The 13,446-nt window shown below is 58.0% G+C and carries 23 protein-coding genes; all 23 read right to left on the reverse strand.

Translation table 11 applies throughout. From position 1 onward, the window contains the following. Positions 1–45: 45 nt before the first annotated feature. The 23 genes from ACIX9_RS14605 to rpsC all read right to left on the reverse strand — a co-directional run bounded on the left by ACIX9_RS14605 (position 46) and on the right by rpsC (position 13,339). Positions 46–1,149 (reverse strand): DNA-directed RNA polymerase subunit alpha, encoded by a 1,104-nt coding sequence (locus ACIX9_RS14605; protein WP_013581265.1) that lies wholly within the window; start codon positions 1,147–1,149, stop codon positions 46–48. Positions 1,150–1,297: 148 nt separating this feature from the next. Then, complete coding sequence (gene rpsD, locus ACIX9_RS14610; RefSeq protein WP_013581266.1) at positions 1,298–1,930, reverse strand: 30S ribosomal protein S4; 633 nt, start codon at positions 1,928–1,930, stop codon at positions 1,298–1,300. A 158-nt stretch (positions 1,931–2,088) separates the two neighbouring features. Then, positions 2,089–2,517: a 30S ribosomal protein S11 gene (gene rpsK, locus ACIX9_RS14615; RefSeq protein ID WP_013581267.1), complete on the reverse strand. Its 429-nt coding sequence runs from the start codon at positions 2,515–2,517 to the stop codon at positions 2,089–2,091. Beyond that, the gene (gene rpsM, locus ACIX9_RS14620) at positions 2,518–2,898 is read right to left on the reverse strand and encodes a 30S ribosomal protein S13 (RefSeq protein ID WP_013581268.1); all 381 of its coding nucleotides are present in this window, start codon (positions 2,896–2,898) and stop codon (positions 2,518–2,520) included. A 134-nt stretch (positions 2,899–3,032) separates the two neighbouring features. Beyond that, positions 3,033–3,146: a 50S ribosomal protein L36 gene (gene rpmJ, locus ACIX9_RS14625; protein WP_013581269.1), complete on the reverse strand. Its 114-nt coding sequence runs from the start codon at positions 3,144–3,146 to the stop codon at positions 3,033–3,035. Between the two features lie 134 nt (positions 3,147–3,280). After that, the gene (infA, locus tag ACIX9_RS14630; RefSeq protein ID WP_013581270.1) at positions 3,281–3,499 is read right to left on the reverse strand and encodes a translation initiation factor IF-1; all 219 of its coding nucleotides are present in this window, start codon (positions 3,497–3,499) and stop codon (positions 3,281–3,283) included. Between the two features lie 110 nt (positions 3,500–3,609). Then, positions 3,610–4,359, reverse strand: a complete 750-nt coding sequence (gene map, locus ACIX9_RS14635) for a type I methionyl aminopeptidase (protein WP_013581271.1) — start codon at positions 4,357–4,359, stop codon at positions 3,610–3,612. Positions 4,360–4,364: 5 nt separating this feature from the next. Continuing rightward, positions 4,365–5,117: an adenylate kinase gene (locus tag ACIX9_RS14640; RefSeq protein WP_013581272.1), complete on the reverse strand. Its 753-nt coding sequence runs from the start codon at positions 5,115–5,117 to the stop codon at positions 4,365–4,367. After that, entirely contained in the window at positions 5,118–6,530 is a 1,413-nt protein-coding gene (gene secY / locus ACIX9_RS14645) for a preprotein translocase subunit SecY (RefSeq protein WP_013581273.1), read from the reverse strand. 121 nt (positions 6,531–6,651) lie between these two features. Then, positions 6,652–7,137, reverse strand: a complete 486-nt coding sequence (rplO, locus tag ACIX9_RS14650; protein WP_013581274.1) for a 50S ribosomal protein L15 — start codon at positions 7,135–7,137, stop codon at positions 6,652–6,654. A 73-nt stretch (positions 7,138–7,210) separates the two neighbouring features. After that, on the reverse strand, positions 7,211–7,393 hold the full coding sequence (gene rpmD / locus ACIX9_RS14655) for a 50S ribosomal protein L30 (RefSeq protein WP_013581275.1): 183 nt from the start codon (positions 7,391–7,393) through the stop codon (positions 7,211–7,213). Positions 7,394–7,426: 33 nt separating this feature from the next. Beyond that, positions 7,427–7,933, reverse strand: a complete 507-nt coding sequence (rpsE, locus tag ACIX9_RS14660; RefSeq protein ID WP_013581276.1) for a 30S ribosomal protein S5 — start codon at positions 7,931–7,933, stop codon at positions 7,427–7,429. 87 nt (positions 7,934–8,020) lie between these two features. Beyond that, positions 8,021–8,386 (reverse strand): 50S ribosomal protein L18, encoded by a 366-nt coding sequence (gene rplR, locus ACIX9_RS14665; protein WP_013581277.1) that lies wholly within the window; start codon positions 8,384–8,386, stop codon positions 8,021–8,023. 98 nt (positions 8,387–8,484) lie between these two features. Next, positions 8,485–9,024, reverse strand: a complete 540-nt coding sequence (gene rplF / locus ACIX9_RS14670; RefSeq protein WP_013581278.1) for a 50S ribosomal protein L6 — start codon at positions 9,022–9,024, stop codon at positions 8,485–8,487. Between the two features lie 123 nt (positions 9,025–9,147). After that, on the reverse strand, positions 9,148–9,546 hold the full coding sequence (gene rpsH, locus ACIX9_RS14675) for a 30S ribosomal protein S8 (protein WP_013581279.1): 399 nt from the start codon (positions 9,544–9,546) through the stop codon (positions 9,148–9,150). 92 nt (positions 9,547–9,638) lie between these two features. Then, entirely contained in the window at positions 9,639–9,824 is a 186-nt protein-coding gene (locus ACIX9_RS14680) for a type Z 30S ribosomal protein S14 (RefSeq protein ID WP_013581280.1), read from the reverse strand. A gap of 103 nt (positions 9,825–9,927) precedes the next feature. Next, positions 9,928–10,476, reverse strand: a complete 549-nt coding sequence (gene rplE, locus ACIX9_RS14685) for a 50S ribosomal protein L5 (RefSeq protein ID WP_041597136.1) — start codon at positions 10,474–10,476, stop codon at positions 9,928–9,930. Between the two features lie 183 nt (positions 10,477–10,659). Further along, complete coding sequence (gene rplX, locus ACIX9_RS14690) at positions 10,660–11,019, reverse strand: 50S ribosomal protein L24 (protein WP_013581282.1); 360 nt, start codon at positions 11,017–11,019, stop codon at positions 10,660–10,662. Positions 11,020–11,072: 53 nt separating this feature from the next. Next, a complete protein-coding gene (gene rplN, locus ACIX9_RS14695) occupies positions 11,073–11,444 on the reverse strand; it encodes a 50S ribosomal protein L14 (protein ID WP_013581283.1) in 372 nt (123 codons plus the stop codon). Between the two features lie 61 nt (positions 11,445–11,505). After that, positions 11,506–11,859 carry a 30S ribosomal protein S17 gene (gene rpsQ, locus ACIX9_RS14700; RefSeq protein ID WP_013581284.1) on the reverse strand — a complete coding sequence of 118 codons (354 nt, stop codon included), beginning with the start codon at positions 11,857–11,859 and terminating at the stop codon, positions 11,506–11,508. Positions 11,860–11,861: 2 nt separating this feature from the next. Beyond that, positions 11,862–12,134 carry a 50S ribosomal protein L29 gene (gene rpmC / locus ACIX9_RS14705; protein WP_013581285.1) on the reverse strand — a complete coding sequence of 91 codons (273 nt, stop codon included), beginning with the start codon at positions 12,132–12,134 and terminating at the stop codon, positions 11,862–11,864. A 38-nt stretch (positions 12,135–12,172) separates the two neighbouring features. Then, positions 12,173–12,607 carry a 50S ribosomal protein L16 gene (gene rplP, locus ACIX9_RS14710; RefSeq protein ID WP_013581286.1) on the reverse strand — a complete coding sequence of 145 codons (435 nt, stop codon included), beginning with the start codon at positions 12,605–12,607 and terminating at the stop codon, positions 12,173–12,175. Between the two features lie 45 nt (positions 12,608–12,652). After that, positions 12,653–13,339 (reverse strand): 30S ribosomal protein S3, encoded by a 687-nt coding sequence (rpsC, locus tag ACIX9_RS14715; RefSeq protein ID WP_013581287.1) that lies wholly within the window; start codon positions 13,337–13,339, stop codon positions 12,653–12,655. Positions 13,340–13,446: the final 107 nt, after the last annotated feature.

Here is a 13,446-nt window from a genome sequence, read left to right on the forward strand (position 1 = left end):
CTCAAGGTCAGCTGTTCCCTGATCCCTGAGCCCTATTCCCTGCTCTTAGAAATTCTCAGGCTCGTTGACCAAGTCGAGATCATCTTCCTCGTCCTCATCCTCATCTTCATCGTCGTCATCGAAGCTGCCATAGCTGGCGGCGAGGGTGGCGGCGGGAAGAACAGACGTCGGTCCGGGGACAGGATTGCCATTCTCGTCGATCTTCATGCCAAGCGAGAGGCCCATCTGAGCAAGGATTTCCTTGATCTCATTCAGGCTCTTACGGCCGAAGTTCTTCGTCTTCAACATCTCGGCTTCGGTCTTCTGGATCAGCTCGCCGATGGTCGCGATGTTTGCATTCTTCAGGCAGTTGTAGCTGCGCACGGAAAGCTCGAGCTCCTCAACCGAACGGTTCAGGTTCTCGTTACGCATTGCAGGACCGTCGTGACCGTTATCATGACCGGCCTCCATCTCCTCCTCGAAGTTGATGAAGATCGTCATGTGATCCTTCAGCAGCTTTGCGGAGAGACCGAGTGCATCGGCCGGAAGAACGGTACCGTTCGTCCAGATCTCGATCGAGAGCTTGTCATAGTCGGTGATCTGACCCAGACGTGCAGCCTCGACAACGTAGTTCACCTTGCGGACAGGCGAGTGAACGCTGTCGACAGGGATGAAGCCAAGTCCGAGATCGCCATCGAAGTTCTTGTCGGCAGAGATGTAGCCACGGCCGCGCTTCAACCGCATCTCCATGTCGATCTTGCCACCTTCGGAGATGGTGCAGATGTAGACGTTGGGATCGAGGATCTCAACATCGGCATCAGCCTCAATCATGCCGGAGGTGATGACGCCAGCAGCGTCAGAACGCAGATAAAGCGCCTTGGGGCCGTCGCCGGCCAGCTTGAACGGAATCTGCTTCAGGTTGAGGATGATGTCGGTCGCATCCTCGACGACGCCGGTGATCGACTGGAACTCGTGCAGCACGCCCTCGATGCGGACGGCCGTGACAGCCGCGCCTTCGATGGACGAGAGCAACGTACGCCGAAGCGCATTACCAATGGTCGTACCGAACCCGCGCTCGAACGGCTGCGCGCTGAACTTGCCGTACTTCGGGGTGATTGTTTCGTTATCGACAGCGAGACGCTTGGGCTTCTGAAAACCTCTCCAAAGCATGGGTGTTTCTCCTTTTCCGGCACACATCGCGATGCATTTTGCGGTGGGCGGAGTGTTACGGTTGCCAACACATTGTCGGTACTACCAAACGGGTTTAGACCCACGTCCACAAAGGACGCGGGTCTCCCCGAAACTGCAACTCCAAAGCTTACTTGGAGTAAAGTTCGACGATCAGCTGCTCGTTCACCGGCAGCTGGACATCCTCGCGCTTCGGCAGCATGACAACCTTGCCGGAGAGCGTATCGCGGTTGATGTCGAGCCAGGTCACAGACTGCAGACCACCGGCAAAATCCTTCGCGGTCTCGAAGAAGCTGAGCGTCTTCGAACCTTCGCGGACTGCGATCTCATCGCCAACCTTGCATTGGAAGGAGGGGATATTGACCTTGCGGCCGTTGACCTGGATGTGTCCGTGACGGACAACCTGGCGAGCCTGGCGGCGGCTGGTCGCGAGACCGAGACGGTAGCAGACGTTATCCAGACGCGTCTCGAGCTGCTGCAGAAGCAGGTCGCCGGTGACGCCGGTCTTGTTCGCAGCCTTCTGATAGTAGGCGCGGAACTGGGTCTCGAGCGTGAAGTAGATGCGCTTGGCCTTCTGCTTCTCACGGAGCTGCAGACCGTAGCCCACAACCTTCTTTACCTTGCGGGACTGGCCGTGCTGGCCCGGGGGAAAGTTACGCTTCTCAACGGGGCATTTCTCGGTAAAGCACTTGGAACCTTTGAGGAAGAGCTTGACGCCGTCGCGGCGGCACATGCGGCAGACGGGTCCTGTGTAACGTGCCATTTGAATCTCCTGATTGATCCGGAGTGAACCAGATTTCGGTTGTCGATCGCTTTACAGGCCGGCAGGCCCTTCATCGCGATCCGTGATACAGCTATTTAGCTCTTAGCCGCTGGCTGTTAGCTAAAGGCTAAGAGCTAGCGGCTAGAAGCTGTTGAAGATCAAACGCGGCGGCGCTTGGGAGGACGGCAACCATTGTGCGGCATCGGCGTAACGTCGCGGATCGAACGAACGTCGATCCCCGCCGTTGCCAGCGCACGGATGGCCGACTCACGGCCCGAACCGGGACCGGAGACGCGCACATCGACCGAGCGGAGACCGTGGTCGCGAGCCGCATTGGCAGCGCCCACAGCAGCCTGCTGCGCGGCAAACGGGGTGCCCTTGCGGGAGCCGCGGAAGCCGAGCGAGCCGGAGCTCTTCCAGCTGATCGTGTTGCCAGTCTGGTCGGTGATGGTGACGATCGTGTTGTTGAACGACGCCTGAATGAACACGAGGCCGTACGGAACGTTCTTCCGTTCGCGCTTCTTGAACTTCTTACCCTTGCCGGAAGCTGCCTTGCCGGACTTCTGCTGATTCTGTGTCTTCGCCATTTATTTCGTCGCTTTCTTCTTGCCGGCAACGGTGCCCTTACGGGGGCCCTTGCGCGTGCGAGCGTTGGTGTGGGTGCGCTGGCCGCGAACCGGCAGCGAACGGCGGTGGCGAAGGCCACGGTAGGACTGAATCTCGATCAGGCGCTTGATGTTGAGCGAGATCTCCTTGCGGAGGTCGCCTTCGATCATGCCCTGCTTTTCAATGACTTGACGGATCGCGTTGAGCTGATCTTCGTCAAGCGTTCCAACCTTGGCAATGGGATCGATGTCGGCTGCGGTAAGAATCTTCGCAGCGCGAGAATCGCCAATTCCATAGATATAGGTCAGACCAATTCGCACCTGTTTATTGTTGGGTACGTCAACGCCGGCAATACGCGCCATAGAATTTCCTTTTCAAGTTCGGCTCCCAGCTTCGCCGGAGAACAGTTGATAAGTTGAGGGGTAAGTCGTCCAGGTTCAACGCAAGCCTTGATGCAAGCTAACTAGCCCGGACGGGCCCGTATACGAGTGACTGCTTAGCCCTGGCGCTGCTTATGCTTTGCGTTCTCACAGATAACGCGAACCACACCGCGGCGGTGGATGACCTTGCATTTGTCACAGATCTTCTTGACGGAAGCACGAACCTTCATAGTATTTCCTTCCTTATTCGCAAACTTCCGGGTAGAACCCATGAAGCTTACATCGCTACAGATGTCACGCGGATAACCGCATGACCGGGTAAAAGTCTGGGCTGGCTGGAGTTGAGCCTTGCTGCGAACGCTAGTTATTTATAGCGATACACAATGCGGCCACGGTTGAGGTCATAAGGGCTGAGCTCAATCGCGACGCGGTCGCCGGGGAGGATACGAATGAAGTTCTTACGCATACGCCCAGAGACGTGAGCGAGAGCCTGGTGCTTATTCTCAAGCTCCACCTTGAACATCGCGTTGGGAAGTGTCTCGACGACAACCGCCATTACTTCAATTGCATCTTCCTTCGACAAACGAATCTCCTGAAATGCTGAAACAGACAAACTGGTGCCGCTTTCGCACCATCTTCAATACTATCCCAGATGGCCGGGTTGTGCCAAACGCAATCCCAGTGCCGAGGGACTTACCGGGTTAGAACCTGGGGGCCGTCCTTGGTGATCGCTACGGTGTGCTCAAAGTGGGCGCTGTAGCTTCCGTCCACGGTGACGGCCGTCCAGCCATCCTTCAACACCTTCACCTCTGCAGCACCGGCATTGATCATCGGCTCAATGGCGAGGACCATGCCTGCCTTCAGCCGCGGGCCTTTGCCGCGGGAACCGTAGTTGGGGACCTGAGGATCTTCATGCATGGCCTTACCGATGCCGTGGCCGACGAACTCCCGAACCACACCGAACCCCTGCGCCTCGCACATCTCCTGAACGGCGGCAGAAATGTCTCCCAACCGGCCACCGACCACAGCTTCCAAAATCGCCGCCTCCAACGAGGCCTCGGTGACTTCGAGCAGCTTCTTCGTCTTCGCGCTGGGCGTGCCGATCGCGTAAGTCACCGCAGCATCGGAGTAATATCCATCAACAATCACGCCGCAATCGATGGAGAGGATGTCTCCATCCTTCAGCACGGTATCCTTGTTGGGCATGCCATGAACCACCTGATGGTTGAGCGACGTACAGAGTGCAGCCGGAAAGCCGTGATAGCCCTTGAAGGCAGCCTTGGCGCCAAAGGAGTCGATCTTTGCGTTGGCTGCTATCTCCAGATCCATCGTCGTTGCGCCCGCGACTACCAGGGGCTTAATTGCGTCGTGCACCTGCCGCAGCACGCGCCCGGAACGGCGCATCTTCTCAATCTCCTGCGGAGTCTTCAACATGATTGCCATAATCTTTAGCCTGTCACTCTCGCGCGCAGCATCCGCAGCGCTTCTTCAATCGATTCCGTGACTTCTCCAACGGATCGGTCTCCATTGATCTCCAGGAACCGGCCCTGTGCGCGGTAGTGAGGAATCACCGGCGCGGTCAGAGTGTGGAACTCCCGCATGCGCTCCTCGAAGATCTCTTCCGTATCGTCCTTGCGCTGCTCCAGCACAGACCCGTCGGTATCGCAGATACCGGCAACCTTAGGAGGATTCGAATAGATGTTGTAGATGTGCTTGCACTGGGCGCAGAGACGGCGGCCAGTGATTCGCTTGAGCAGGCCCTCCTGATCGACCATGATGCTGATGGCGACGACGGGTGTGGCGTTCTCAGGCTCGCCCGCGTCAGACTGGAGAAACGAGTCCAGTGCGTTGGCCTGGGCCAGAGTTCGCGGGTAGCCGTCGAGAATGTAGCCTGTGGCGCAATCTGTGCCGGCGAGGCGAACCTCGACCATCTGGTTAACAAGGTCGTCCGGGACAAGCTGTCCTTTGCTCATCAACTCATCAGCCGCCAAGCCAAGCTGCGTATGGCGTGCGCGATGATCGCGAAGGATGTCTCCGGTGGAGATCTGAGGGATGCCGAACTTCCCCATGAGGATCTTGGCCTGGGTTCCCTTGCCAACGCCGGGTGCGCCCAGCAGAAGAACCGGCCCAGGTTGAAAACCATCCTCAACCTGAGCCTTCGATGTGCTGTCTAAATCCACGGTCTCACTCACAGATGCCACTTACCAGCTCCGGCGGCCACGGATGCGGCCCGACTTCGGCGAGAAGCCATCGTAATGACGCATGATCAACTGCGACTCAATCTGCTGAACGGTGTCCATGGCCACGCCGACCACGATGAGGAGTGAGGTTCCACCGAAGTAGAAGTTCACGCCAAGACCATGCGTTACCCAGACCGGAAGATGCTCGAACGCAGCGCCGATGAGGGGGATGTGGTTGAAGTGGATACCACTGATGAGCAGCGTCGGGATGATCGAGATAATGATGAGGTAGACCGCACCAACGAGCGTGATGCGCGTCAGGACGTCGTTGATAAAGTCAGAGGTGCGGCGGCCTGGGCGAATGCCAGGAATGAAGCCGCCGTACTTGCGCATATTGTCTGCAATGTCATCCGGGCGGAAGACGATGGAGATATAGAAGTATGCGAAAAAGATGATAGCGACGATGTAGAGCAATTCGTAGAGTGGCTCGCCCGGCGCGATGGCGCGGAGGATGGGTCCGAAAAACGTCGTGTCCTGCAGCTTGGCGGAGCCGAAGAAGCTCATGCCTGCGAAGAGGAGCGGGGCAGAGAGGATTGAGCTAGCGAAGATGACCGGCATCACGCCGCCGGAGTTGACCTTCAGCGGCAGGTGGGTCGCGCCACCCTGGGTCATGCGGCGGCCGACAATGCGCTTGGCGTACTGGACGGGGATGCGGCGCTCTGAGCGCTCGACGTAGATGATGAAGGCGACGACCGCGACCATCAGGGCTACGAGGATCAGCAGCGCAATAGGGGTGAAGGCGCCCCATGCATTGGTGGTGGCCTTGGTGTAGAGCTCCTCAATGCCGCGTGGCAGACCAACCACGATACCGGTGAAGATCAGCAGGCTCATCCCGTTGCCGATACCGCGTTCTGTGATCTGCTCACCCAGCCACATGATGAAGGCTGTGCCGGCGGTCAGGGTGAGAACGCACATGGGGATGAAGGCCCACTTGGAGATCGTGACCATGGACTGACCGGTCTGGGTGTTGGTCAGGGTCAACGCGATGGCGGTGGACTGCACGATACCGAGCATGACGGTGACGTATCGGGTCCACTGCGTGATCTTCCGCCGGCCCATCTCGCCTTCCTTCTGGAGCTTGGCGAGCGGCTCATAGATGACTGTGAGCAATTGGAAGATGATCGAAGCCGTGATGTACGGCATGATGCCGAGCGCAAAGATCGTCAGCCGGCGGAGGTTTCCACCGGAGAACAGGTCGACCAACCCGAGCGCTGAGCCGGAGTTGTTATTGAAGAACTGCGCAAGCTGCTTGGCGTCGATGCCTGGGGTCGGGATATGTGCGCCCAGGCGGTAGATCGCGAGCAGGCCGAGCGTAAACAACACACGCTTACGAAGATCTTCAATACGGAAGATGTTTGCGATTTTCTCGAACATCGGAGTCCTTGAACTAGCTGATGAGACCGTGGGATGGAGCTATTCTAAACCGTTCCAGCTACAACCTAAAGAGAAACAGCCGCAGCCGGACCGAAGCCCGTCTACGGCTGGACTTCAATGACTAAGCGGCAGCTTCGTCAGCGCCTTCGCCGATCACAACTGCCTTGCCGCCCGCCTTCTCGATCGCTTCCTTCGCGGTCTTCGAGAACTTGTGCGCATGCACGGTGATTGCAGCGGAGATTTCGCCGTTGTTCAGGACCTTGATGAGGGAGTTCTTGCGGCGACGCAGACCCAACTCAACGATCTTGTCCAGGGTGAACTCGGTCTCGTTGTTGGCGGCGTTGAGCTCAGCCAGACGATCGAGTCCAACGACGGTGTACTCCACGCGGAAGATGTTCGTGAAACCGCGCTTGGGGAGACGGCGGTGAAGGGGCATCTGACCGCCTTCAAAACCGCGCATCAGGGACGAACCCGAACGCGAACCCTGACCCTTGTGTCCGCGGGTCGAGGTCTTACCCATGCCGGAACCCATACCGCGGCCGACGCGCTTCTTGTTTTCATTCGCCTTCTTGGGGGCGCGGAGATTGGAGAGATTACGAATTGCCATGATCTATTTCCTCGCTAAACGCCGGCCCGTTCAATCACGGACCGACTCGCATGTGGATGAAGCTGGTGATTAGTTAGTCGACGATACGGACGAGGTGAGGAACCTTCTTCACCATGCCGTGGATCGAGGGAGTATCTTCGCGAACGACAATCTGGTTCAACCGCGTGAAGCCGAGGCCCTTGATGGTGAGCTTCTGCTTGGTCGGTGCGCAGATCATGGAACGGAAGTACTGGAGCTTGATGGTTGCGTTTGCCATAATTCTTCTCCGATAAATCTGGACAGCTAAAACTTAGAGCTCTTCGACAAGCTTGCCGCGCAGCGCAGCAACTTCAGCACGATCGCGCAGCTGGATCAGCGCGTCGAACGTCGCCTTGACCACGTTATGCGGGTTCTTGGTGCCGAGCGACTTCGTGAGGACGTTCTGCACGCCGCACGAGGTCATGACAGCGCGAACCGTCTTGCCGGCGATGATTCCGGTTCCTTCAGGAGCCGGCTTCAGCATGACCGAACCTGCGCCGAAGTGACCGAGTACCTGGTGAGGAATGGACGTCTCCGTCATGTTGATCTTGAACAGGTTCTTCTTGGCAGCTTCGATGCCTTTGCGGATCGCCTGCGGAACTTCCTTCGCCTTGCCGGAACCGTAGCCAACCACACCCTCAGCGGGATCGCCGATGACAACCAGTGCGGCGAAGGACATGTTCTTACCGCCCTTGACGACCTTGGTCACACGGTTGATGGAGACAACCTCATCCTTGAGGTTGAGACGGTTGGCGTCAATCTTCTTGCGCATTGCCATGATGTTCTCTCTCTTCGACTGGGTTACAGTCAACTACTTTTTACCGGCGCAACGAGAGCTTGCCCTCGACGCCGGAACACGGTCTGATTAGAAGTCCAGACCGGCTTCACGTGCAGCATCCGCAAGGGCCTTGATGCGGCCGTGGTAGAGGTATCCACCGCGATCGAATACGACTTTCTTGATGCCCTTCTCCACGCCGCGCTCCGCGATGAGCTTGCCGACCAGGCGAGCCGCCTCGACGTTGCCGCCGGACTTGGCCTCCTCGCCCTTCTTCCCCTTGGAGGAAGCAGAGGCGAGCGTGACGCCGTTCGCGTCATCGATCAGCTGGGTGTAGATGTGGTTGAGTGAGCGGTACACATTGAGGCGCGGACGCTCAGCAGTGCCGGCCATCTTGGCGCGGATACGGGTGTGAACGCGCTGACGAATTACATTACGCTGACGGGGTGAGATCATTTTGTTTCCTTCCTAGTAGCGTCCGCAGAATGCTGGGGACGTTCGGTAAAAATCTGGGCTGCCAGCGATCAAGCCAATGAAAGCCAGCAGCGAAAAGGTTACTTGGCGCCGGTCTTTCCGACCTTCTTCTTGAGCTTCTCGCCGGTATAGCGAACGCCCTTGTTTTTGTACGGATCGGGCTTGCGGAGCGAGCGCATATCGGCGGCAATCTGGCCGACCTTCTGCCGGTCGATACCGGAAACGGTCAGGTGAAGCTGCTTGGCGTCGATCGTGACTTCAATGCCGGTGGGGAGCGGGAACTCGATGGGGTGGGAGTAGCCGAGCGTGAACACGACCATATCCTTGCCCTTCAGCTCAGCACGGTAGCCGATGCCGACGATGTCCAGTTCCTTCGTCCAGCCCGTCGTCACGCCGGTGACGGCGTTGAAGACCAGGGCGCGGGCAAGTCCGTGAAAACCTGCCAGGGAATCGTTCTCGCGCTCGACGAGCAGCTCGTTATCCTTCTTGACCAGCGTGATGCCGGTCGGAACCAGGGCGGTGACCTTGCCCTTGGGTCCTTCGACCAAAACAGTGTTGCCGTCGACGGTGTACTTCACGCCTGCGGGTAGAGCAATCGGCTTCTTACCAATACGTGACATGCGAAATCCTTATAGGGGCTTGCGAGTCCTGTCCGAGCCAAGGCCCGAGCCATTCCACTGCAGCCAGAAAACAATAAGCAGAAAACAGAAAAGTGCGGGGCTACGTGTGCAGCCCCGTCACAACTACCAGACTTCGCAGAGGATCTCGCCGCCGACGTTCTCGCGACGCGCCTGGCGGCCGGTCATGACACCCTTGGGGGTGGTCATGATCGAGATGCCAAGGCCACCCTGTACGCGGCGGATCTCATTCTTACCGAGATACACGCGGCAGCCGGGGCGCGAAATACGCTGAAGGTCGCGGATGGCAGACTCGTTGTTTACGCCGTACTTCAGGTAAACGCGGATGACCTTCATGCCGTTCTCTTCGGTCGGCTTGTAGTTGGCGATATAGCCTTCCTCTTTGAGGATGCGGGCAATCTCGGCCTTGAGCTTGGATGCGGGGACGTCGAGCTTCTGGTGACGGGCGCGCATGGAGTTACGGATGCGGGTCAGGAAGTCGGCTACTGGATCAGTGAGGTTCATTCATTCTCCTTCATTCCCCGTTCGCCCGGAGTGTCTCTCCGGGAACCAGCGGGAATGTTTGCTGCGGTACTACAAAACTGGTGCAGCCGGAACTACCAGCTGGACTTTACGACACCCGGGATCTCGCCCTTGAGCGCAAGCGAACGGAAGCACAGACGGCAGCAGCCGAACTTGCGGAGGAACGCCCGGGGGCGGCCGCAGAGCTGGCAGCGATTGTGCTGACGGGACTTGAACTTCGGTGTCTTTGCATCTTTGACGCGTTTCGCGGTCGTTGCCATGATCTACGATTCCTATCTTCTTTGCTGCCTTGGGGGCATTCTGAACGAGGTCAGAAGCCATGCCGGCATTGGAGTGCCGGCGGTCTCTTGAGCTCTGAAAACCTTACGCGCCTACGCGGAACGGCATGCCGAAAGCCTTCAGCAGGGTGCGGGCACCGTTATCGTCCAGCGACGTCGTAACGATGGTCACGTTCATACCCTTCATCTTGTCAACCTTCGCGTAGTCGATCTCAGGGAAGATGAGCTGATCGCGCAGGCCGAGCGTGTAGTTACCACGGCCATCGAAGCTCTTCGACGAGACGCCGCGGAAGTCACGGACGCGGGGCAGAGCGATCGTGATCAGACGATCGAGGAACTCGTACATCTTGTCGCCGCGCAGGGTGACCATTGCGCCGATCGGCATGCCTTCGCGCAGCTTGAACTGGGCGATGGACTTCTTGGCGCGGGTGGTGACGGGCTTCTGTCCGGCAATCGCAGCCAGATCAGCAACCAGCGGGTCCATGATCTTGACGTTCTGGGTGGCTTCGCCGAGACCCATGTTGATGACGATCTTCTCGAGCTTCGGAATCGCCATCGGATTCTCGATCGCGAGTTCCTTCTTCAAAGAATCCTTGATCTCGGTCTCATACTTGGTACGGAAACGTGATGCCATGATGTTTACTTCTCTTTCTCCACGGTTTCGGGGTGCCATCTGGCCGCCTGGACTCTGCCCAGATGACGCGATTCGGCGTGTACCGTTTCGTGGGGTGAACCGTCGTTTAGTATATCGGGTTATTCACCCAAATGTCACGCGAAAGGTTGCCTGAGCCTCAGAGAAGCCCGGCAACCTCCCCGTTTACTTCTTGTTCTTGACCGGCAGAACGGCGTCGTTGGTCTTGGCAAAACGGACCTTCTTATCGCCTTCCATGCGCGTTCCAACGCGGGTGGGCTTGCCTTCGGAGTCGGCGAGCATCACGTTCGAGAGGTGAATCGTCGCCTCCTTCTCTGCAATGCCGCCCTTGATGTTCTTCTGCGGATCAGGCTTGACGTGCTTCTTCATCATCATTACGCCCTCAACCAGGATGCGGTTCTTATCCGCAAGCACGCGCAGAACGCGGCCCTTTTTGCCCTTGTCCTTACCGGCAATGACAACAACCTGGTCGTTACGCTTGATCTTGATCTTGAACTTCGGCTTCTCGTGAATACGAACTGGCATGGTATTTCCCTTCCTCGGCCATCTGTCGGAGCCGGAATCCGCGTTAGTTGAGACTAGATAACTTCAGGGGCAAGCGAGACGATCTTAAGGAACTTCTTCTCGCGAAGCTCGCGTGCGACCGGTCCGAAGACGCGGGTTCCCACGGGCTCCATACCGTCGTTGACGACAACAGCCGCATTCGAATCGAAGCGGATGTACGTGCCATCGCGGCGGCGATACTCCTTGCGGGTGCGAACGATGACGGCCTTGACGACCTTACCCTTCTTGACGGTGCCGTCTGGGGATGCTTCCTTGACGGCTGCGGTGACGACGTCGCCCAGGCCCGCCTTCTTGCCGAGTCCGCCGCCCAGCGGCAGGATGACCTGCAGCTTACGGGCGCCGGAGTTATCGGCAACTTCGAGCATGGTACGCATTTGTACGGACATGATGAATCTCCTGAATGTTCGCCGAATCCTCGGCCGAATCTTGCTGTTACCTGGCTAATGCTTACTTGGCGGCCACGGCGGTGTCGGTCTTGGCTGCAGCCGGCTCCGACAGGGAGGAACGGCGAACGATCTCTTCGAGAGACCAGCGCTTCAGCTTGGAGAGCGGACGTGCCTCGCGGATGCGAACCACATCGCCCACGCGGGCTGAGTTCTGCTCATCATGCGCGTAGAACTTCTTGTTGGACTTCATGACGCGCTTGTACTTCGGGTGCGCCTTGCGCATCTCGATCTCAACCACGATGGTCTTCTGCATCTTGGTCGAAACCACGATGCCGACCTTCTCGTTGCGGCGCGTTGCAGCCTGCTCCGTCGTTGCCGGTGCAGTGGTCGCGGGGGTGTTCTGGATATCTGCCATGGTTATGCCTTCGCTTTCTTACGCTCTGTACGCGTGCTCTTCGCCGGGGCTTCGTTCTTGACGACCGGGTTGGCCTTCTTCTCGGCTTCGATCTCACGCTCGCGAAGAACGGTTTTGGCGCGGGCGATATCGAGCTTCAGCACGCGGAGCTTCTTGATGCCTTCCTGGTTTCCGAGGCTCTTCTGGAAACGCAGGCGGAAGAGCTGCTCGGCCGCGGTGGTCTGCGTCGCCTTCAGCTCTTCTTCACTCTGAGTACGGATCTTTTCAAGTTCCATGACGAATCTACTTTCTTGCCTGAACGGCATTGCAGGGACTACTTGGCAGCTACGGTTGCCTTCACGTCGTGACGCATGACGAAGCTGGTTTTGAGGGGAAGTTTGTGGGCAGCGAGACGCATGGCCTCTTTCGCGAGTTCAGGCGTGACGCCTTCCATCTCGAAGAGAATACGGCCGGGACGGACGACGCAAACCCAATGATCCGGAGCGCCCTTACCCTTACCCATACGGGTTTCGGCTGGCTTCTTCGTGATCGGCTTATCGGGGAAGATGCGCAGCCAGACCTTGCCGCCACGCTTGATGAAACGCGTCATTGCAATACGGCTCGCCTCAATCTGGCGATCCGTAATGTAACCGCACTCCATTACCTTGAGACCGAAGTCGCCGAACGAGATATCCGAACCGCGCCAGGCCTTGCCCTTCATGCGTCCGCGCTGTTGCTTGCGGTATTTAACCTTCTTGGGACTGAGCATATAAATCCTCTGAACAAAGGCCTTGGCCCTTGTCTTTTACTTTGCTTAAGCCTGGAATGCCCCGGCGGTTGCGGTCGTCGAAGCACCCTGATCGCGGCGCTTGCGCTGCTCGTAGATATCGCCGCGGTAGACCCAGGTCTTCACGCCGATGATCCCGTAGGTGGTGTGCGCTTCAGAGAAGCCGTAGTCGATATCGGCGCGAAGCGTGTGCAGCGGCAGGCGGCCCTGGAGATACCACTCAGAACGGGCAATCTCGTTACCGTTCAAGCGGCCCGATACGCGGACCTTGATGCCCTTGCAACCGAAACGCAGAGCCGAATCAACCGACTTGCGCATGGCGCGGCGGAAGCTGACGCGCTTCTCGAGCTGCAGTGCGATGTTCTCGCTGACGAGCTGAGCATCGAGCTCAGGCTTGTTGACCTCGAGGATGTCGATGAAGACCTCGCGCGAGGTGCGCTTCTGAATATCGGCCTTGAGCTTATCGATCTCTGCGCCCTTACGGCCGATGATGATGCCCGGACGCGCGGTGCGGATGATCAGACGCAGCTTGTTGCCTGGACGCTCGACTTCAACCGAGCTGACGCCGGCAGCCTTGAGCTTCTCGCGGAGTTCAGCCTTAAGCTTCACGTCCTCGACCAGCAACTTGTCATAGCCACGCTCTACAAACCAACGCGACTTCCACGGCTTGTTGATGCCGAGGCGAAACCCATACGGATGGACTTTCTGTCCCATAGCTTCCCTTTACTCTTCCCAGCCGGCCGGTTGAGCCGGCGGCATAATGTTGCGACACTCTAGTTTATCGTCAAATGCGGTTCTGTCCAATCGAACAGGGCTCGCAA

Origin of the sequence: Granulicella tundricola MP5ACTX9 (assembly GCF_000178975.2) — a bacterium.
Classification (GTDB): domain Bacteria; phylum Acidobacteriota; class Terriglobia; order Terriglobales; family Acidobacteriaceae; genus Edaphobacter; species Edaphobacter tundricola.

Bases quoted from the DNA above. Each gene is read 5' to 3' on its own strand.
- ACIX9_RS14605 (WP_013581265.1), bottom strand. From the start codon at position 1,149: ATGCTTTGGAGAGGTTTTCAGAAGCCCAAGCGTCTCGCTGTCGATAAC.
- rpsD (WP_013581266.1), bottom strand. From the start codon at position 1,930: ATGGCACGTTACACAGGACCCGTCTGCCGCATGTGCCGCCGCGACGGC.
- rpsK (WP_013581267.1), bottom strand. From the start codon at position 2,517: ATGGCGAAGACACAGAATCAGCAGAAGTCCGGCAAGGCAGCTTCCGGC.
- rpsM (WP_013581268.1), bottom strand. From the start codon at position 2,898: ATGGCGCGTATTGCCGGCGTTGACGTACCCAACAATAAACAGGTGCGA.
- rpmJ (WP_013581269.1), bottom strand. From the start codon at position 3,146: ATGAAGGTTCGTGCTTCCGTCAAGAAGATCTGTGACAAATGCAAGGTC.
- map (WP_013581271.1), bottom strand. From the start codon at position 4,359: ATGGCAATCATGTTGAAGACTCCGCAGGAGATTGAGAAGATGCGCCGT.
- secY (WP_013581273.1), bottom strand. From the start codon at position 6,530: ATGTTCGAGAAAATCGCAAACATCTTCCGTATTGAAGATCTTCGTAAG.
- rplO (WP_013581274.1), bottom strand. From the start codon at position 7,137: ATGGCAATTCGTAATCTCTCCAATCTCCGCGCCCCCAAGAAGGCGAAT.
- rpmD (WP_013581275.1), bottom strand. From the start codon at position 7,393: ATGGCAAACGCAACCATCAAGCTCCAGTACTTCCGTTCCATGATCTGC.
- rpsE (WP_013581276.1), bottom strand. From the start codon at position 7,933: ATGGCAATGCGCAAGAAGATTGACGCCAACCGTCTCAACCTCAAGGAT.
- rplR (WP_013581277.1), bottom strand. From the start codon at position 8,386: ATGATCTCACCCCGTCAGCGTAATGTAATTCGTCAGCGCGTTCACACC.
- rplF (WP_013581278.1), bottom strand. From the start codon at position 9,024: ATGTCACGTATTGGTAAGAAGCCGATTGCTCTACCCGCAGGCGTGAAG.
- rpsH (WP_013581279.1), bottom strand. From the start codon at position 9,546: ATGAACCTCACTGATCCAGTAGCCGACTTCCTGACCCGCATCCGTAAC.
- ACIX9_RS14680 (WP_013581280.1), bottom strand. From the start codon at position 9,824: ATGGCAACGACCGCGAAACGCGTCAAAGATGCAAAGACACCGAAGTTC.
- rplE (WP_041597136.1), bottom strand. From the start codon at position 10,476: ATGGCATCACGTTTCCGTACCAAGTATGAGACCGAGATCAAGGATTCT.
- rplX (WP_013581282.1), bottom strand. From the start codon at position 11,019: ATGCCAGTTCGTATTCACGAGAAGCCGAAGTTCAAGATCAAGATCAAG.
- rplN (WP_013581283.1), bottom strand. From the start codon at position 11,444: ATGTCCGTACAAATGCGTACCATGCTCGAAGTTGCCGATAACTCCGGC.
- rpsQ (WP_013581284.1), bottom strand. From the start codon at position 11,859: ATGGCAGATATCCAGAACACCCCCGCGACCACTGCACCGGCAACGACG.
- rpmC (WP_013581285.1), bottom strand. From the start codon at position 12,134: ATGGAACTTGAAAAGATCCGTACTCAGAGTGAAGAAGAGCTGAAGGCG.
- rplP (WP_013581286.1), bottom strand. From the start codon at position 12,607: ATGCTCAGTCCCAAGAAGGTTAAATACCGCAAGCAACAGCGCGGACGC.
- rpsC (WP_013581287.1), bottom strand. From the start codon at position 13,339: ATGGGACAGAAAGTCCATCCGTATGGGTTTCGCCTCGGCATCAACAAG.